Source organism: Helicobacter pylori (genome assembly GCF_001653475.1).
Classification (GTDB): Bacteria; Campylobacterota; Campylobacteria; order Campylobacterales; family Helicobacteraceae; genus Helicobacter; species Helicobacter pylori_CM.
The window spans coordinates 1,097,689-1,117,410 of sequence record NZ_CP011487.1 but is presented as its reverse complement, the minus strand read 5'-3'; the positions used below and the strand labels follow the sequence as shown (position 1 = coordinate 1,117,410).

The 19,722-nt window shown below is 40.3% G+C and carries 14 protein-coding genes and 1 pseudogene; 10 read left to right on the top strand and 5 right to left on the bottom strand.

What is annotated here, in order from left to right:
- Positions 1–7 precede the first annotated feature (7 nt).
- The 7 genes from rplJ to AA974_RS07935 all read left to right on the top strand — a co-directional run bounded on the left by rplJ (position 8) and on the right by AA974_RS07935 (position 13,596).
- Positions 8–502: a 50S ribosomal protein L10 gene (gene rplJ, locus AA974_RS05305; protein WP_064433719.1), complete on the top strand. Its 495-nt coding sequence runs from the start codon at positions 8–10 to the stop codon at positions 500–502.
- Positions 503–547: 45 nt separating this feature from the next.
- Positions 548–925: a 50S ribosomal protein L7/L12 gene (rplL, locus tag AA974_RS05300; protein ID WP_064433718.1), complete on the top strand. Its 378-nt coding sequence runs from the start codon at positions 548–550 to the stop codon at positions 923–925.
- Positions 926–1,149: 224 nt separating this feature from the next.
- Complete coding sequence (locus AA974_RS05295) at positions 1,150–9,822, top strand: DNA-directed RNA polymerase subunit beta/beta' (RefSeq protein ID WP_064433717.1); 8,673 nt, start codon at positions 1,150–1,152, stop codon at positions 9,820–9,822.
- A gap of 87 nt (positions 9,823–9,909) precedes the next feature.
- Positions 9,910–10,317: a 30S ribosomal protein S12 gene (gene rpsL, locus AA974_RS05290; protein ID WP_001142321.1), complete on the top strand. Its 408-nt coding sequence runs from the start codon at positions 9,910–9,912 to the stop codon at positions 10,315–10,317.
- A 15-nt stretch (positions 10,318–10,332) separates the two neighbouring features.
- Positions 10,333–10,800, top strand: a complete 468-nt coding sequence (rpsG, locus tag AA974_RS05285; RefSeq protein WP_001254365.1) for a 30S ribosomal protein S7 — start codon at positions 10,333–10,335, stop codon at positions 10,798–10,800.
- Positions 10,801–10,811: 11 nt separating this feature from the next.
- Positions 10,812–12,890, top strand: coding sequence for an elongation factor G (fusA, locus tag AA974_RS05280; RefSeq protein ID WP_015429323.1), 2,079 nt, complete (start codon positions 10,812–10,814; stop codon positions 12,888–12,890).
- Between the two features lie 541 nt (positions 12,891–13,431).
- Positions 13,432–13,596 carry a hypothetical protein gene (locus AA974_RS07935; protein ID WP_000744175.1) on the top strand — a complete coding sequence of 55 codons (165 nt, stop codon included), beginning with the start codon at positions 13,432–13,434 and terminating at the stop codon, positions 13,594–13,596.
- Positions 13,597–13,788: 192 nt separating this feature from the next.
- Here the strand turns inward: AA974_RS07935 and waaF are convergent, their stop codons facing one another.
- Entirely contained in the window at positions 13,789–14,838 is a 1,050-nt protein-coding gene (gene waaF / locus AA974_RS05275) for a lipopolysaccharide heptosyltransferase II (protein WP_064433716.1), read from the bottom strand.
- Between the two features lie 61 nt (positions 14,839–14,899).
- Between waaF and hisS the strand changes: the two genes are divergently transcribed.
- From hisS to AA974_RS07860, 3 genes are all read left to right on the top strand, one after another.
- Positions 14,900–16,228 carry a histidine--tRNA ligase gene (gene hisS, locus AA974_RS05270; protein WP_064433715.1) on the top strand — a complete coding sequence of 443 codons (1,329 nt, stop codon included), beginning with the start codon at positions 14,900–14,902 and terminating at the stop codon, positions 16,226–16,228.
- On the top strand, positions 16,215–17,252 hold the full coding sequence (gene asd / locus AA974_RS05265; RefSeq protein WP_064433714.1) for an aspartate-semialdehyde dehydrogenase: 1,038 nt from the start codon (positions 16,215–16,217) through the stop codon (positions 17,250–17,252). The genes hisS and asd overlap by 14 nt, the downstream gene beginning before the upstream one ends.
- 83 nt (positions 17,253–17,335) lie before the next feature.
- Positions 17,336–17,482, top strand: a complete 147-nt coding sequence (locus AA974_RS07860) for a DUF7484 family protein (RefSeq protein ID WP_154815448.1) — start codon at positions 17,336–17,338, stop codon at positions 17,480–17,482.
- A gap of 46 nt (positions 17,483–17,528) precedes the next feature.
- Here the strand turns inward: AA974_RS07860 and AA974_RS08070 are convergent, their stop codons facing one another.
- The 4 genes and pseudogenes from AA974_RS08070 to AA974_RS05250 form a co-directional block, all read right to left on the bottom strand.
- Positions 17,529–17,729, bottom strand: a complete 201-nt coding sequence (locus tag AA974_RS08070) for a hypothetical protein (protein ID WP_154815447.1) — start codon at positions 17,727–17,729, stop codon at positions 17,529–17,531.
- Positions 17,730–18,187: 458 nt separating this feature from the next.
- Positions 18,188–18,376, bottom strand: coding sequence for a hypothetical protein (locus tag AA974_RS05255; RefSeq protein WP_064433712.1), 189 nt, complete (start codon positions 18,374–18,376; stop codon positions 18,188–18,190).
- A gap of 79 nt (positions 18,377–18,455) precedes the next feature.
- A pseudogene (locus AA974_RS08065) lies at positions 18,456–18,734 on the bottom strand (hypothetical protein); the annotation flags it as partial.
- Between the two features lie 3 nt (positions 18,735–18,737).
- Positions 18,738–19,481, bottom strand: a complete 744-nt coding sequence (locus AA974_RS05250; protein WP_064433711.1) for a carbonic anhydrase — start codon at positions 19,479–19,481, stop codon at positions 18,738–18,740.
- Positions 19,482–19,722: the final 241 nt, after the last annotated feature.

Genomic DNA, 19,722 nt, shown 5'->3' with positions numbered 1-19,722 from the left:
GGAAAAGATGCAAAAACAACATCAAAGGCAACATAAAGTAGAGCTAATCGCTAACTTAAAATCGCAATTTGTAGATGCCAAAGCCCTTTTAATTTGCGATTATAAGGGTCTTAGCGTGAGAAAGTTGGAAGTTTTAAGGAATAAAGCTCGCAATCAAGGCATTAAAGTGCAAGTGATTAAGAACACTCTTGCCCATATTGCCATGAAAGAGGCCGGCTATTCTGATTTGGATTTGAAAGAAACCAATGTGTTTTTGTGGGGCGATGATCAAATCGCTCTCTCTAAACTTGTGTTTGACTTCCAAAAAGAGCATAAAGATCACTTTGTGTTGAAAGCGGGCTTGTTTGATAAAGAAAGCGTTAGCGTAGCTCATGTGGAAGCGGTTTCAAAACTTCCGAGCAAAGAAGAGCTTATGGGAATGTTGCTTTCTGTTTGGACGGCTCCGGTACGTTATTTTGTTACGGGTTTAGACAATTTGCGTAAAGCGAAAGAAGAAAACTAAGAGCCTATGATGGCTTTAATTTAAAAAAATTTGAAGGATTGGATTATGGCAATTTCAAAAGAAGAAGTGTTAGAGTATATTGGTTCATTGAGCGTTTTAGAGCTTTCTGAATTGGTTAAAATGTTTGAGGAAAAATTTGGCGTGAGTGCGACTCCAACGGTCGTAGCAGGTGTGGCTGTAGCTGGCGGTGCAGTGGCTGAGAGCGAAGAAAAAACCGAATTTAATGTGATTTTGGCTGATAGCGGTGCTGAAAAAATTAAGGTGATTAAAGTGGTTCGTGAAATTACCGGACTTGGTCTGAAAGAAGCTAAAGACGCTACCGAAAAAACCCCTCATGTGCTTAAAGAGGGCGTGAATAAAGAAGAAGCTGAAACCATCAAGAAGAAACTTGAAGAAGTAGGTGCTAAGGTTGAAGTCAAGTAAGACTTAAAAACAGAAAGGTCTTTGTGCCTTTCTCTGATCTAGCGTTGCAGATGATTTTGCTCCATGATTTTGTTTGTGAGCGTGTGGTCTAAAGTGGTTAGTATTGCAGGTGGGTTTTTGGTATTTTTATCGATGGATGGTTCTAAAGTTTAAAGATCCTTTTGCAATGCTTACTTGAATTAATGCATTAAATAACTCAAAATTTTTGATCAAAGGCTTGAAATATGTCAAAAAAAATTCCCCTAAAAAACCGCTTGAGAGCTGATTTTACAAAAACCCCAACAGATTTAGAAGTTCCTAATTTATTATTATTACAACGAGACAGCTATGATTCTTTCTTGTATTCCAAAGATGGTAGAGAGAGCGGGATTGAAAAGGTTTTTAAATCCATTTTCCCTATTCAAGATGAACATAACCGCATCACTTTAGAATATGTAGGTTGCGAATTTGGCAAGTCTAAATACACCGTTAGAGAAGCGATGGAAAGGGGCATTACCTACTCCATCCCTCTCAAAATTAAAGTGCGCTTGATTTTGTGGGAAAAAGGCACCAAAAGTGGCGAAAAGAACGGCATTAAGGATATTAAAGAACAAAGCATTTTCATTCGTGAGATCCCTTTGATGACAGAACGCACTTCATTTATTATTAATGGGGTGGAGCGCGTGGTCGTCAATCAACTCCACAGAAGCCCCGGTGTGATTTTCAAAGAAGAAGAGTCCAGCACTTCTTTAAACAAGCTCATTTACACAGGGCAAATCATCCCTGATAGAGGTTCGTGGCTGTATTTTGAATACGATTCTAAAGATGCTTTATATGCTCGTATCAATAAACGCCGTAAAGTGCCTGTTACTATTTTATTCAGGGCGATGGATTATCAAAAACAAGACATTATCAAAATGTTCTACCCGCTTGTTAAAGTGCGTTATGAAAACGATAGATATTTGATCCCATTTGCTTCATTAGACGCCAATCAAAGAATGGAATTTGACTTGAAAGATCCTCAAGGCAAGATCATTCTTTTAGCGGGTAAAAAGCTCACTTCAAGAAAGATTAAAGAGCTTAAAGAAAACCATTTAGAATGGGTGGAATACCCTATGGATATTTTACTCAATCGTCATTTAGCTGAGCCTGTTATGGTGGGGAAAGAAGTCTTATTAGACATGCTCACTCAGCTAGATAAAAACAGATTAGAAAAAATCCACGATTTAGGCGTGCAAGAATTTGTGATCATCAACGATTTAGCTTTAGGGCATGACGCTTCCATTATCCATTCTTTTTCAGCCGATTCTGAGTCTTTGAAATTGCTCAAGCAAACTGAAAAAATTGATGATGAAAACGCTCTAGCGGCGATTCGTATCCATAAGGTTATGAAACCAGGCGATCCTGTTACGACTGAAGTGGCTAAGCAGTTTGTCAAAAAACTTTTCTTTGATCCTGAACGCTATGATTTGACCATGGTGGGCCGTATGAAAATGAATCACAAGTTAGGCTTGCATGTGCCTGATTATATTACGACTTTAACGCATGAAGATATTATCACCACCGTTAAATACCTCATGAAGATCAAAAACAATCAGGGCAAGATTGATGACAGAGACCACTTGGGCAATCGTAGAATCAGGGCGGTAGGGGAATTACTAGCGAATGAATTGCATTCAGGATTAGTGAAAATGCAAAAGACCATTAAAGACAAGCTCACTACCATGAGCGGGGCTTTTGATTCGCTCATGCCTCATGATTTGGTTAATTCTAAAATGATCACAAGCACCATCATGGAATTTTTCATGGGCGGTCAGCTCTCGCAATTTATGGATCAAACTAACCCCTTGAGTGAGGTTACGCACAAACGCCGCCTTTCAGCACTCGGTGAAGGGGGGTTGGTGAAAGACAGGGTAGGGTTTGAAGCTAGGGATGTGCACCCCACGCATTATGGTCGAATCTGTCCCATTGAGACCCCAGAAGGTCAAAATATCGGTTTGATCAACACCCTTTCCACTTTCACTAGAGTGAATGATTTAGGCTTTATTGAAGCCCCTTATAAAAAGGTTGTGGATGGCAAGGTAGTGGGTGAGACGATTTATTTGACCGCTATTCAAGAAGACAGCCACATCATCGCTCCCGCAAGCACCCCCATTGATGAAGAGGGTAATATTTTAGGCGATTTGATTGAAACGCGCGTGGAAGGCGAGATTATTTTAAACGAAAAAAGCAAAGTAACTTTAATGGATTTAAGCTCTAGCATGCTAGTAGGGGTAGCCGCATCGCTCATCCCTTTCTTAGAGCATGATGATGCCAACCGTGCCTTAATGGGGACTAACATGCAGCGCCAAGCAGTGCCCTTATTGAGAAGCGACGCTCCCATTGTGGGCACAGGGATTGAAAAAATTATCGCTAGGGATTCTTGGGGAGCGATCAAAGCCAATCGTGCAGGCGTCGTAGAAAAAATTGATTCTAAAAATATTTATATTTTAGGCGAAGGCAAAGAAGAAGCCTATATTGATGCGTATTCTTTGCAAAAAAACTTGCGCACCAACCAAAACACCAGTTTCAATCAAGTCCCTATCGTTAAAGTGGGCGATAAAGTGGAAGCCGGGCAAATCATCGCTGATGGCCCTAGCATGGATAGAGGCGAGTTAGCGTTAGGGAAAAATGTGCGTGTGGCGTTCATGCCTTGGAATGGCTATAACTTTGAAGACGCGATCGTGGTGAGTGAGCGCATCACTAAAGATGATATTTTCACTTCCACCCACATTTATGAAAAAGAAGTGGATGCTAGGGAGCTTAAGCATGGCGTGGAAGAGTTTACCGCTGATATTCCTGATGTGAAAGAAGAAGCGCTCGCTCATCTTGATGAAAGCGGGATCGTTAAAGTAGGCACTTATGTGAGCGCTGGCATGATTTTAGTGGGTAAGACTTCTCCTAAAGGCGAGATTAAAAGCACGCCTGAAGAGCGGCTTTTAAGGGCTATTTTTGGGGATAAAGCCGGGCATGTGGTCAATAAGAGTTTGTATTGCCCCCCAAGTTTGGAAGGCACGGTGATTGATGTGAAAGTCTTCACTAAAAAAGGCTATGAGAAAGATGCGCGAGTTTTGAGCGCGTATGAAGAAGAAAAAGCCAAGCTTGATATGGAGCATTTTGATCGCTTGACCATGCTTAATAGAGAAGAATTGTTGCGCATTAGCTCACTCCTTTCTCAAGCGGTTTTAGAAGAGCCTTTCAGCCATAATGGTAAGGATTATAAAGAAGGCGATCAAATCCCTAAAGAAGAAATCGCTTCAATCAATCGCTTCACTTTGGCTAGTTTGGTGAAAAAGTATTCTAAAGAAGTGCAAAACCACTATGAAATCACTAAAAACAATTTCTTAGAGCAAAAGAAAGTCTTGGGCGAAGAGCATGAAGAAAAGCTCTCTATTTTAGAAAAAGATGATATTTTGCCTAATGGCGTGATCAAAAAAGTCAAGCTTTATATCGCTACAAAACGAAAGCTTAAAGTGGGCGATAAAATGGCAGGAAGGCATGGGAATAAAGGGATTGTGTCTAATATCGTGCCGGTTGCGGATATGCCTTATACCGCTGATGGCGAGCCTGTAGATATTGTCTTAAACCCTTTAGGCGTGCCAAGCCGCATGAATATCGGGCAGATTTTAGAAATGCATTTAGGCTTAGTGGGGAAAGAATTTGGGAAGCAAATCGCTAGCATGCTAGAGGATAAAACCAAAGATTTTGCCAAAGAATTGCGCGCTAAAATGCTAGAAATCACTAACGCCATTAATGAAAAAGACTCCTTGACAATCCATGTTCTTGAGAGTTGTTCTGATGAAGAGCTTTTGGAATACGCAAAAGATTGGAGCAAGGGTGTTAAGATGGCTATCCCTGTGTTTGAAGGCATCTCGCAAGAAAAATTTTATAAGCTATTTGAGTTAGCCAAGATCGCTATGGATGGCAAAATGGATCTGTATGACGGGCGCACAGGCGAGAAAATGAGGGAACGCGTGAATGTGGGCTATATGTATATGATCAAACTCCACCATTTAGTAGATGAAAAAGTCCATGCCAGAAGCACAGGTCCTTATAGCTTAGTAACGCACCAGCCTGTTGGGGGTAAAGCGCTTTTTGGGGGTCAAAGGTTTGGGGAAATGGAAGTGTGGGCGCTAGAAGCTTATGGCGCAGCGCACACTCTAAAAGAAATGCTCACCATTAAATCCGATGATATTAGAGGCAGAGAGAACGCTTATAGGGCTATCGTTAAAGGGGAGCAAGTGGGCGAGAGCGAAATCCCTGAGACTTTCTATGTCTTGACTAAAGAATTGCAATCGCTCGCTTTGGATATTAATATTTTTGGGGACGATGTGGATGAGGATGGAGCGCCTAAACCCATTGTCATTAAAGAAGATGACAGGCCTAAAGACTTTAGCTCTTTCCAGCTCACTCTAGCCAGCCCTGAAAAAATCCATTCTTGGAGTTATGGGGAAGTTAAAAAGCCAGAAACGATCAATTATCGCACCCTAAAACCTGAACGAGACGGCTTGTTTTGCATGAAAATCTTTGGCCCTACTAAAGATTATGAATGCTTGTGCGGTAAATACAAAAAGCCTCGCTTCAAAGACATTGGAACATGCGAAAAATGCGGCGTGGCGATCACGCATTCCAAAGTCAGGCGTTTCAGAATGGGGCATATTGAATTGGCCACTCCTGTAGCGCATATCTGGTATGTCAATTCCTTGCCTAGCCGTATCGGCACGCTTTTAGGCGTTAAGATGAAAGACTTAGAGCGCGTGTTGTATTATGAAGCTTATATCGTTAAAGAGCCAGGCGAAGCCTCTTATGACAATGAAGGCACTAAGCTTGTGATGAAATACGATATTTTGAATGAAGAGCAGTATCAAAATATCTCACGAAGATACGAAGACAGGGGCTTTGTAGCGCAAATGGGCGGTGAAGCGATCAAGGATTTGCTAGAAGAAATTGATTTAATCACCTTATTGCAGAGTTTGAAAGAAGAAGTGAAAGACACTAATTCCGATGCGAAAAAGAAAAAACTCATTAAGCGTTTGAAAGTGGTAGAAAGCTTTTTAAATTCTGGTAACAGGCCTGAGTGGATGATGCTTACGGTTTTACCGGTATTGCCACCGGATTTAAGGCCTTTAGTCGCGCTAGATGGCGGGAAGTTTGCGGTCAGCGATGTGAATGAATTGTATCGCCGTGTCATCAATCGTAACCAACGCTTGAAACGCTTAATGGAGCTTGGGGCACCAGAAATCATTGTGCGCAATGAAAAAAGGATGTTGCAAGAAGCCGTGGATGTGCTTTTTGATAACGGCCGCAGCACCAATGCGGTTAAAGGGGCTAACAAGCGCCCTTTAAAATCGCTCAGTGAAATCATTAAAGGCAAGCAAGGGCGTTTCAGGCAAAACCTTTTAGGCAAGCGCGTGGATTTTTCAGGCAGAAGCGTGATTGTGGTTGGGCCTAATCTTAAAATGGATGAATGCGGATTGCCTAAAAACATGGCGTTAGAACTCTTCAAACCGCATTTGTTATCCAAGCTTGAAGAGAGAGGCTATGCCACCACGCTCAAACAAGCTAAACGCATGATTGAACAAAAAAGCAATGAAGTGTGGGAGTGCTTGCAAGAAATCACAGAGGGGTATCCGGTGTTACTCAACCGTGCTCCTACCTTGCACAAGCAATCCATTCAAGCGTTCCATCCAAAGCTTATTGACGGCAAAGCGATCCAATTGCACCCGTTAGTGTGTTCAGCGTTCAACGCCGATTTTGACGGAGACCAAATGGCGGTGCATGTGCCTTTAAGCCAGGAAGCGATCGCTGAATGCAAAGTGCTGATGCTGAGCTCTATGAATATCCTTTTACCCGCTAGCGGCAAAGCCGTAGCCATTCCTAGCCAGGATATGGTTTTAGGGCTTTATTATCTTTCTTTAGAAAAGAGCGGGGTCAAGGGTGAGCATAAGCTTTTTTCTAGCGTGAATGAAATCATTACCGCTATTGACACGAAAGAATTAGACATCCACGCAAAGATTAGGGTTTTAGATCAAGGGAATATTATCGCTACGAGCGCAGGGCGCATGATCATCAAGTCCATTTTGCCTGATTTTATCCCTACTGATTTGTGGAACAGGTCCATGAAGAAAAAAGATATTGGCGTGCTTGTGGATTATGTGCATAAAGTGGGTGGTATCGGCATTACCGCAACCTTTTTGGATAATTTAAAAACGCTTGGCTTTAGGTATGCGACTAAGGCTGGTATTTCTATCTCTATGGAGGATATTATCACACCAAAAGACAAGCAAAAAATGGTGGAAAAAGCCAAAATAGAGGTTAAAAAAATCCAGCAACAATACGATCAAGGGTTGCTCACTGATCAAGAGCGCTACAATAAGATCATTGACACTTGGACTGAAGTCAATGACAAAATGAGTAAAGAAATGATGACCGCTATCGCACAAGACAAAGAGGGCTTTAACTCTATTTATATGATGGCAGATAGCGGTGCAAGGGGTAGCGCGGCGCAAATCCGTCAGCTTTCAGCGATGAGAGGTCTTATGACAAAGCCAGATGGCAGTATCATTGAAACGCCCATTATTTCTAACTTTAAAGAGGGGTTGAATGTCTTAGAATACTTTAACTCCACGCATGGCGCTAGAAAGGGCTTAGCGGATACAGCGCTAAAAACAGCCAATGCGGGGTATTTGACAAGAAAGCTCATTGATGTTTCGCAAAATGTCAAGGTGGTGTCTGATGATTGCGGCACGCATGAAGGGATTGAAATCACGGATATTGCGGTGGGGAGTGAGCTGATTGAGCCTTTAGAAGAGCGTATTTTTGGGCGCGTTTTATTAGAAGATGTGATCGATCCCATTACGAATGAAATCTTACTTTATGCGGACACTTTGATTGATGAAGAGGGCGCTAAAAAGGTGGTTGAAGCCGGGATTAAATCTATTACGATCCGCACTCCAGTAACTTGTAAAGCGCCAAAGGGCGTGTGCGCAAAATGCTATGGCTTGAATTTAGGCGAAGGCAAGATGAGTTATCCGGGTGAAGCGGTGGGCGTGGTAGCCGCGCAATCTATCGGGGAGCCTGGAACTCAGCTCACTTTAAGGACTTTCCATGTGGGCGGGACAGCGAGCAGGAGTCAGGATGAGCGCGAAATTGTAGCGAGCAAAGAAGGTTTTGTGCGTTTCTACAACCTTAGGACTTACACGAATAAGGAGGGTAAAAACATTATCGCTAACCGCCGTAACGCTTCTATTTTAGTGGTAGAGCCTAAGATTAAAGCGCCTTTTGATGGGGAATTACGCATTGAAACGGTCTATGAAGAAGTCGTTGTGAGCGTGAAAAATAGCGATCAAGAAGCCAAATTTGTTTTAAGAAGAAGCGATATTGTCAAGCCAAGCGAATTAGCCGGTGTTGGCGGTAAGATTGAGGGGAAAGTGTATTTGCCTTATGCTAGTGGGTATAAGGTGCATAAGGGGGGAAGTATCGCTGATATTATCCAAGAGGGCTGGAATGTGCCTAATCGCATCCCTTATGCGAGCGAATTGCTAGTCAAGGATAATGACCCTATTGCACAAGATGTGTATGCCAAAGAAAAAGGCACAATCAAATACTATGTTTTAGAGGCTAATCATTTGGAGCGCACCCATGGGATCAAAAAGGGCGATATTGTGAGCGAAAAAGGCTTGTTTGCGGTGATAGCTGATGATAATGGTAGGGAAGCCGCTCGCCATTATATCGCTAGGGGTTCTGAGATCTTAATTGATGATAATAGTGAAGTGGGCGTTAATAGCGTGATTTCTAAACCCACGACTAACACTTTCAAAACGATTGCCACATGGGATCCTTACAACACCCCTATCATTGCGGACTTTAAAGGTAAGGTGAGTTTTGTGGATATTATCGCAGGGGTTACTGTCGCTGAAAAAGAAGACGAAAATACCGGTATCACAAGCTTAGTGGTGAATGATTACATTCCAAGCGGATACAAACCAAGCTTGTTTTTAGAGGGGGATAATGGCGAAGAAGTGCGTTATTTCCTAGAGCCAAAAACCTCTATCGCTGTTAGTGATGGCTCTAGCGTGGAGCAGGCTGAAGTGTTAGCCAAGATCCCTAAAGCGACCGTTAAATCCAGGGATATTACCGGGGGTCTCCCAAGGGTTTCTGAACTCTTTGAAGCGAGAAAACCCAAGCCTAAAGATGTGGCGATCCTTTCTGAAGTTGATGGGATCGTGAGTTTTGGTAAGCCCATTCGCAATAAAGAACACATTATCGTAACCTCTAAAGATGGCCGTTCCATGGATTATTTTGTGGATAAGGGCAAGCAAATTTTAGTGCATACCGATGAATTTGTGCATGCAGGAGAAGCGATGACGGATGGAGTGGTTTCAAGCCATGATATTTTAAGGATCAGCGGCGAAAAAGAGCTTTATAAATACATTGTGAGCGAAGTCCAGCAAGTGTATCGCAGGCAGGGGGTAAGCATTGCAGATAAGCATATTGAAATCATTGTTTCTCAAATGCTAAGGCAAGTGCGTATTTTAGACAGCGGGGATAGCAAGTTTATTGAAGGGGATTTGGTCAGTAAAAAACTCTTCAAAGAAGAAAACGCTCGTGTGATCGCTTTAAAAGGCGAGCCAGCGATTGCTGAACCGGTGCTTTTAGGGATCACTAGAGCGGCTATCGGGAGCGATAGCATTATTTCAGCGGCCTCTTTCCAAGAAACGACTAAAGTTTTAACAGAAGCCAGTATCGCTATGAAAAAAGACTTTTTAGAGGATTTGAAAGAGAATGTGGTGTTGGGGAGGATGATCCCTGTGGGAACAGGCATGTATAAGAATAAAAAAATCGTGCTAAAAACGCTTGAATATGACTCTAAATTTTGACAAAAAAATCGGTTAAGATTTTTAAAAGAAAAATTAGGGTAGAATGGAAGAACTTTTAGTTTTAAATTTTTAGAATAAGGAAAAATAGTGCCTACTATCAATCAGTTGATTAGAAAAGAAAGGAAAAAGGTGGTTAAAAAAACGAAATCACCTGCATTAGTGGAATGCCCTCAGAGAAGAGGGGTTTGTACTAGGGTTTATACGACTACCCCTAAAAAGCCTAACTCGGCTTTAAGAAAGGTCGCTAAGGTCCGTTTGACCAGTAAATTTGAAGTGATCAGTTACATCCCTGGTGAAGGGCATAACTTGCAAGAACACTCCATTGTGTTAGTGCGTGGGGGTAGGGTTAAGGATTTACCCGGTGTGAAATACCATATCGTTCGTGGCGCTTTAGACACTGCAGGGGTCAATAAAAGAACGGTTTCGCGCTCTAAATACGGGACTAAAAAAGCTAAAGCAACCGACAAGAAAGCAACAGACAACAAGAAAAAATAAGAGGAAAACAAAAACATGAGAAGAAGAAAAGCACCCGTTAGGGAGGTTTTGGGCGATCCTGTTTATGGGAACAAAGTGGTTACTAAGTTTATCAATAAGATGATGTATGACGGCAAGAAAAGTGTAGCGGAAAAAATCATCTACAAAGCTTTTAATAAGATTGAAGAAAAAAGCGGTGAAAAAGGGATTGAAGTATTTGAAAAAGCCCTAGAAAGAGTGCGTCCTTTAGTGGAAGTGCGCAGCAGAAGAGTGGGTGGGGCCACCTATCAAGTGCCGGTAGAAGTGAGAGCGAGCCGCCAACAGTCGCTATCCATCCGTTGGATTTTAGAAGCGACCAGAAAACGCAATGAAAGGATGATGGTGGATAGATTGGCTAACGAGCTTATGGATGCAGCTAGCGATAAGGGTGCGGCTTTTAAGAAAAAAGAAGATGTGCATAAAATGGCAGAAGCGAATAAAGCGTTTGCGCACTACCGTTGGTAATTGGAGTTAGAATGGCTAGAAAAACCCCATTAAATAGGATTAGGAATATCGGTATCGCCGCTCACATTGATGCCGGGAAAACCACCACTTCTGAAAGGATTTTATTCTATACAGGCGTGAGCCATAAGATTGGAGAAGTGCATGACGGTGCGGCGACAATGGACTGGATGGAGCAAGAAAAAGAAAGAGGGATCACTATTACTTCTGCGGCAACGACTTGCTTTTGGAAGGATCACCAAATCAATTTGATTGACACTCCAGGGCATGTGGATTTCACTATTGAAGTGGAACGATCCATGCGTGTGCTAGATGGTGCCGTTTCGGTATTTTGCTCGGTTGGGGGCGTGCAGCCTCAGAGCGAGACCGTGTGGCGTCAAGCGAATAAATACGGCGTGCCTAGGATTGTTTTTGTCAATAAAATGGATAGGATTGGGGCGAATTTCTATAATGTAGAAAACCAGATCAAGCAACGCTTGAAAGCTAATCCTGTGCCTATTAATATCCCTATTGGGGCTGAAGACACTTTTATTGGCGTGATTGATTTAGTCCAAATGAAAGCGATTGTTTGGAATAATGAAACTATGGGGGCCAAATACGATGTGGAAGAAATCCCTAGCGATTTGTTAGAAAAGGCTAAACAATACCGAGAAAAGCTTGTAGAAGCCGTAGCCGAGCAAGATGAAGCCTTGATGGAAAAGTATTTAGGCGGTGAAGAATTAAGTGTTGAAGAAATCAAAAAAGGCATTAAAACAGGTTGTTTGAACATGAGCCTTGTCCCTATGCTTTGTGGTTCTTCTTTTAAAAATAAAGGCGTGCAGACTTTATTAGACGCAGTCATTGATTACTTGCCAGCACCTACGGAGGTTGTGGATATTAAGGGGATTGATCCAAAAACTGAAGAAGAGGTTTTTGTGAAATCCAGCGATGATGGCGAGTTTGCCGGTTTGGCGTTTAAAATCATGACGGATCCTTTTGTGGGCCAGCTCACTTTTGTGCGCGTGTATCGTGGCAAGCTAGAATCCGGTAGCTATGTGTATAACTCCACCAAAGATAAAAAAGAGCGCGTGGGAAGACTTCTTAAAATGCACTCCAATAAGAGAGAAGACATTAAAGAAGTTTATGCGGGTGAGATTTGCGCATTTGTGGGCTTAAAAGACACGCTAACTGGGGACACGCTTTGCGATGAAAAGAACGCCGTCGTTTTAGAAAGGATGGAATTTCCTGAGCCGGTCATTCACATCGCTGTGGAGCCTAAAACGAAAGCAGACCAAGAAAAAATGGGTGTGGCGTTAGGCAAGCTTGCTGAAGAAGATCCAAGCTTTAGGGTGATGACTCAAGAAGAAACCGGGCAAACCCTTATTGGTGGCATGGGTGAATTGCACCTAGAAATCATTGTGGATAGATTAAAAAGAGAATTTAAGGTGGAAGCTGAAATCGGTCAGCCGCAAGTCGCCTTTAGAGAGACTATCCGCTCAAGCGTGAGCAAAGAGCATAAATACGCTAAGCAAAGTGGTGGTCGTGGGCAATACGGGCATGTGTTTATCAAGCTTGAGCCTAAAGAGCCTGGCAGTGGGTATGAATTTGTGAATGAAATTTCTGGGGGCGTGATCCCTAAAGAATATATCCCTGCGGTGGATAAGGGTATCCAAGAAGCGATGCAAAATGGCGTTTTGGCAGGCTATCCGGTGGTGGATTTTAAGGTTACCCTTTATGATGGGAGCTACCATGATGTGGATTCTTCAGAAATGGCGTTTAAAATCGCTGGCTCTATGGCGTTTAAAGAAGCGAGTCGTGCGGCTAACCCGGTTTTACTAGAGCCTATGATGAAAGTGGAAGTGGAAGTCCCTGAAGAATACATGGGCGATGTGATTGGCGATTTGAATAGAAGAAGAGGGCAAATCAATTCTATGGACGACCGATTAGGCTTGAAAATCGTGAATGCTTTTGTGCCATTGGTGGAAATGTTTGGTTATTCTACGGATTTACGATCAGCCACTCAAGGGCGTGGGACTTACTCTATGGAGTTTGATCATTATGGCGAAGTGCCTAGCAATATCGCTAAGGAAATTGTAGAAAAGCGCAAAGGCTGATTTTATCATAACGCTCTCTTGTGAGAGGGTGTTGTGGGGTAGTATTTAAACTTTTTCTCTTTTGGATTTAAAAAGACTTTTTGAGTGTTTTTATCCCTTTTTATCTCTCTAATTACCTTTTTGCTATAAGATTGGCTTTCGGCTCTAATTCTTGTCAAATAGGAGTAACTAAAATTTTTTAATTTTTTAAAAAATGGGGTTTTGGCTACTTTGTTTTATGGTAAAGTTTATTTTCCTAATTTTGTTTAAGAATCATTTTTTTAGGGGATAGGGGGTATTTTGAAATAACTTTTCCCCTTAACACCCGTAAGAGTGCATTATAAGAAATTCCGCTAATAACAAGCTCTTTTGTATTCAATCTTAAAAAACGCTTTTGAGCGTTTTTATTTTTTAAGAAAAATGGCTGATTGCTCCCAAGCGTTTTTTATATAGCAAAACGCAATCTACAAATTTCTTTAGTGAAAATTCTATTGGTTTCTATTCATTTACTTTTGAGAAATATAATTCTCTCGCTTTTAAAATCATCATAAGGAGTTTTCGTATGAAAAAGCAAATCTTGACAGGTGTTTTGTTATCCGTTTTGGCAGTGAGTTCTGCATATGCTCACAAAGATAAAAAAGACGCCAAAAAACCTGAGTTAAGCTCTCAATTAGTGGCTCACAAAGATAAAAAAGACGCCAAAAAACCTAAAAACTCAGTAGCCTAATGGCTTTGACTCAAAAAAGCGTTTTTAAAAACGCTTTTTTGGATACTATCTTATAATTTTTCTTACCATTTTTTTAAAATCCTTGATAGGATTTATCGCTATTCTCACGCCTTCAAAAGTAAAGTTTAAATCTTTTATATACAGAGTTTTATTGAATACGGCTGTGGTTTTTAAAAAGCGCATAAAAGGCGTTTAAGGCTTTTCTAAAAGAGTGTGAGCGGCTTTAAGGACTTCAAGGGGCGTGATAGATTTCATGCACAAATGGTTTTTTTCATTCTTTAAAGGGCAAACTCGTTTCTTGCAAGGTGAACAGCTTAAATGGTGGTTCAATACGATCGTTTTTTGAGCTTTATAGGGGCGAGTCTCTTTTTCATCAGTGGGACCAAAAAGAGCGATTAAGGGGGTTTGCGTGCTAGCAGCCACATGCATAGGACCGCTATCGTTAGTGATGAATAAATCCAAAATAGCGATGCACTCTATCAATTCTTCAATGCTTGTTTTCCCGCACAGATTGTAAGCGTTATTGAATAATAAGGGGTTTTTTAATAAACTTTTGATGAATTTTAAAATTTCTTCAGAAACGATAGCGTCTTCTTTAGCCCCAAAAAAATAAATTTCATGCCCTTCTTCTAATAAAACAGCAGAAACTTCAGCGTAATAAGAAGCTGGCCATCTTTTAGCACTCCCATAGCTTGCGCTAGGGTTAAAGCCGATTTTTTTAGGGGTGTTTGGGGTGTGGGTGGGGGGGTTAAAGGCCAGTTTTAAGGGTAAAACGCTTTTTTTATCCAATTCTTTTTCTAAAAATTGCGAAAATAAAAAGCAATACTTTTCCACTTGATGATACTCTTTAGGGGCAGCAATTACCGCATGGCTGAGAAACAAAGAACGAAAAAATTGAGCGAAACCGATGCGAACGGGCGTTTTTGTCGCATAGAGCAAAAAAGCGGAATAAAAATGGTTGTTTAAAGTGATCGCTATATCGCAACGCCCTATTTTTTGAGCGAGTCTGTAAGTGGCTAGCAGCCTGAAAAAGGATTTTTTGGTGTCATCTGTAAAAACGGATTCTATTTTTTCATCTTTTTTGAAAAGTTCGCAAGTGATTTGTGGGCCCACTAAGATAAAATGCGCGTTAGGGTAGTGGTTTTTAAGGGTGTAAAAAAGCGAGCTTGCCATCACCCCATCGCCTAACCAATTAGGCAAACGCAATAAAATACGCATGCGTTTGGGTGCATTTACGCTCATCAGTAGCCCTTTTTTAAAGATTTTAAGCTAAAATTTTAGCATACAAATACAAGGAAATGGAATGATTACCCCTAAAGTGTTGAGCGGGTTTAAAGACCGCTTGCCTAAAGATGCGATACAAAAAGCCCAGTTGCTTGCGAAAGTTTCAGTCGTGTTTCAAAGTTTTGGTTTTGTGCCGATTGAAACCCCTCATTTGGAATACGCTCAAACGCTATTGCCTGATGCAAGCGGTGATATTCAAAAAGAAATCTATCGTTTTAAAGACCATGGGGGTAGGGATGTGGCTTTAAGGTTTGATTTGACCGTGCCGTTAGCCCGCTTTGTCTCTTTGCACCACCAAACGCTAGGCATGCCCTTTAAACGCTACGCTATAGGCAATGTCTTTAGGGGCGAAAGGGCGCAAAAAGGGCGTTATAGGGAATTTACGCAATGCGATTTTGATTTTATAGGGAGCGAAAGCTTGGTGTGCGATGCTGAGATCATTCAAGTGATTATCGCTTCCTTAAAAGCCTTGGATTTAGAAGATTTTTGCGTCTCTATCAATCACAGAAAAATTCTGAATGGAATATGCGAATATTTTGGCGTTTCTCAAGTGAATGAAGTGTTGCGCATTGTGGATAAATTGGAAAAAATTGGCTTGAATGGGGTTGGAGAAGAATTAAAAAAAGAGTGCGATTTAAAACCAAACATCATTAAAGAGCTTTTAGAAATGGTTCAAATCAAACAAAACGATTTAAGCCATGCGGAATTTTTTGAAAAAATCGCTTATTTGAAAGACTATAATGAAAATCTAAAAAAGGGCATACAGGATTTAGAAAGGCTATACCAGTTGCTAGGGGATTTACAAATTTCTCAAAACTTGTATAAAATTGATTTTTCTATCGCTAGGGGGTTAGGGTATTATACAGGGATTGTGTATGAAACCACGCTTAATGGCATGAAGTCTTTAGGGAGCGTGTGTTCAGGGGGCCGTTACGATCATTTGACTAAAAATTTTTCTCAAGAGAATTTACAAGGGGTAGGGGCTTCTATTGGGATTGACAGATTGATTGTGGCTTTGAGTGAAATGCAATTATTAGACGAGCGCTCCACCCAAGCTAAAGTCTTAATCGCTTGCATGCATGAAGAGTATTTTTCTTATGCAAACCGCTTAGCGGAGTCTTTAAGGCAAAGCGGGATTTTTAGCGAAGTCTATCCAGAAGCTCAAAAAATCAAAAAACCCTTTTCTTATGCTAACCATAAGGGGCATGAGTTTGTGGCTGTCATTGGCGAAGAAGAATTTAAAAGCGAAACTTTAAGCCTGAAAAACATGCATTCAGGCATGCAATTGAATTGTTTGAGTTTTTTAAAAGCCCTTGAAATCATTGGAGAAAACGATGAAGACTTATAATGTCGCTATTGTTGGGGCTAGTGGGGCGGTAGGGCAAGAACTCATTAAGGGTTTAGAAAATTCTTTTTTTCCGATTAAAAAATTTGTCCCGCTCGCTAGCGCTAGGAGTGCCGGTAAAAAGATTAAAGCTTTCAATAAAGACTATGAGATTTTAGAAACCACGCATGAAGTTTTTGAAAAAGAAGGGATAGACATCGCCTTTTTTAGCGCTGGGGGGAGCGTGAGCGAAGAGTTTGCTACAAGCGCTTCAAAAACTGCATTAGTGATCGATAACACGAGCTTTTTTAGATTGGATAAAAAAGTGCCTTTAGTCGTGCCTGAAATCAACGCTAAAGAAATTTTTAACGCTCCTTTAAATATTATCGCTAACCCTAATTGCTCTACCATTCAAATGACGCAAATTTTAAACCCCTTACACCTTCATTTTAAGATAAAAAGCGTTATTGTTAGCACCTATCAAGCCGTGAGTGGGGCAGGGAACAAGGGCATAGAGAGTTTAAAAAATGAGCTAAAAACCGCTTTAGAATGTTTGGAAAAAGACCCCGCTATTGATTTAAGCCAAGTCTTGCAAGCTGGGGCTTTCCCTTACCCGATCGCTTTCAATGCGATCGCTCATATTGATACTTTTAATGAGAATGGCTACACGAAAGAAGAGCTAAAAATGATGCATGAAACCCATAAGATCATGGGCGTGGATTTCCCTATCAGTGCGACTTGCGTGCGCGTGCCGGTATTGAGGAGTCATAGCGAAAGTTTGAGTATCGCTTTTGAAAAAGAATTCGATCTTAAAGAAGTCTATGAAGTTTTAAAAAACGCCCCTAGCGTGGTTGTTTGCGATGATCCTAGCCATAATCTCTACCCCACGCCCTTAAAAGCGAGCAACACGGATAGTGCCTTTATTGGGCGCTTGAGGAAGGATTTGTTTGATAAGAAAACTTTGCACGGCTTTTGCGTGGCAGATCAATTAAGAGTGGGGGCAGCCACCAATGCGCTCAAAATCGCTCTGCATTACATTAAGGCTTGAGTTTAGTTTTAGTCAAGCGATAATTCTTTAAAAAGCGTTATTAGAGAGGATTGCTGTAAAAATACCCTTATCCCCTTAAGGGAGTGAGTTTTATTAAAATTGAGAGTTATGCAGATGCTGAGGAGATGTATCAAGAACAATTAAGAACAGAAGTTAAAGCAGCACTATTTTATAATGACGGTGTAGATTACTCAAGATATATTGCATTGCAATTAGGTAATACTTTATGAAAAAAATATGATACTTATAGTATTTCTACTATAAGTATCATACTAGTTAATTTAATGTTGAGAAACTAGATCTATCATCAGCTTCAGCAATTTGTTTAATTTCGTTAAAAGTAAAGTTTCTGATATCATAGATATTATTAACAATGGACAATATCTTATTTGATATAAAAAAATATTGTTCTTGAGTAATGATGTCATCAACTTCATCTATAATATTATCTAATGTTTGTAAAATTAAAGTACCCATTGTTAAATTATCAATTATTAAAAAAGAGTTATTTTTTGTAATGATAGTTGGAATACTTTTTTACTTACTAAATCAAACTTTGAATTGATTGTAGAAAACTTATTTAATGTAAGATCATAGATACCTTTTTTTAGAATTTTAAAATCTTCTCCTTCAATTCTTTCTCGAATAGTGGAATTCAGAGTGAAATCAATACTATGGGAATTGAAAACTTCATTAATTTTTTCAACTAACTCATTATTACATTCAATACCTTTTCAATACCTTCGTAGATGAAATCCTCTTCTGATATAAATTGTATATTAGCGAATGGAGGTTTGATTACCAGTAACTCCTTCTCAATATCGTCTGCTAGAGTATAATTTTCTGGAATTATCATAATGTTATATCCTTTCTTTTGTAGAATATTTTTATAAAAAATAAGACTTATAGTAAAAACACTATAAGTCTTATGACTATTAAGCAACGAAATCTGCTTTAGTAGCTAACAAGTCGCTTAATGTAACACAACCAATAGAACTAACTTGTTCTTTAATGTGTTTTTCACAGAGAGCTTTAACATACTGAATTGCTTCAGCTGCTAAACATTCTTTTAATTGTTTAGCAGCCCAATCGTATTTAGCCATGATAAAATCTAAATGAAGCAACTAAAACCCCATTTTTAGAAAATCAAGGCTTTAGTTGTCGGTATTCAATGAAACAGTATTAGCGTTATAAGTAACTTTCTTATTCAAACATATCCAACAATTCAGGTGATGTTTGATATTGGTATTTATAGTCGTTATTTCTAAAATGATAAGCCCCCTCAAAGATTTGAGCTGTCAATGCATTTTTAATTTGTGGTAACTTCACATTCTTAAGCACTTCTCTAGGGACTTCAATGACCAACTCCTCTAAATCTTGGTCGCTTAAAGGGTTATCAATATCAAAAATGAAACTTAAGATATTGTGGAGTGAGTTATACGAAACCTTGTCAATTAACGCATAAGTTAGTCTAATTCCCTCTTTTTAGCGGGTCTCAGCTGAGCTTTTAATGATCACGGTGTTGTAGTCAGGTTGGACGGGGCGTTGGTTGGGCGAATTTTTCATGCGTTTTTTGATTTCAGCCAATTGTTTGGCGGAGACTTCCAAAGGCTCTTCTATGACAAACCATGCCACCCCTTCTGTGCAAGGGGGAGCGGTGAGAGAGCCGTTAAAATGGTAGTAATTGATGCTTTTAGGCAAGAAAACGTCTAAAGCCACCTCTTTAAAATTTTGTTTCTTTTGAATGCCTTCTAGAATAGGATCAAGGTTGGGGTTTTCTTTCCCTTCTTCAAAACCAACCGCTAACACTAGCAAACGCCCTTTAGCGTCTTTATGCACGAAATGCGCGCTCAAAGGCCTGGTTTTATTATTGATTAAAAACTCCATAGGGGCGTGGAAATGCACATTATCCAGCGCATAGTCATGCTCTCTATAATTGATGTGGTTAGTCGGCTCAAACGAAGCTTTTAAAGTGTGATGAGTGAAAAAGACCGCTTTAGGTTTAGAAGCGGCGTATTTGAATTGCAAATCGGCTTTATCTTGCGTGTGGTAGTAATGCTCAATGTTGATGGGCGATTGGCTTTTACCGCTTTTGCACACTTCAAAATCTTTGTGCAATTTGTCCCAGCGGTGCGGGCCATTTTCTTTATTTTTATAATCCCATTTGGTATTTTCAGCACCTATAAGAGAAGTTGCTAACGCTAAAGCGATCAAAAAAGTTTTTTTCATTTTAATTATCCTTTATTCTAAAATTCTAAAATATTAAAAAGCAACGACTCAATTCTAGCGCTTAATCAATAATGACCGCAGTTACAAAAAATAGATTGGTTAAAAGTTGGAAATGATTTTAAATTCTGTTTTATATGGTAACAACTCCATTGGATTAATGCGCCTATGGAGCGGAAATATTTTGTTTCAACCAATCCCCAATTTACAAGCGATTAAAATTTTTGTTTTATACTATTAGGTT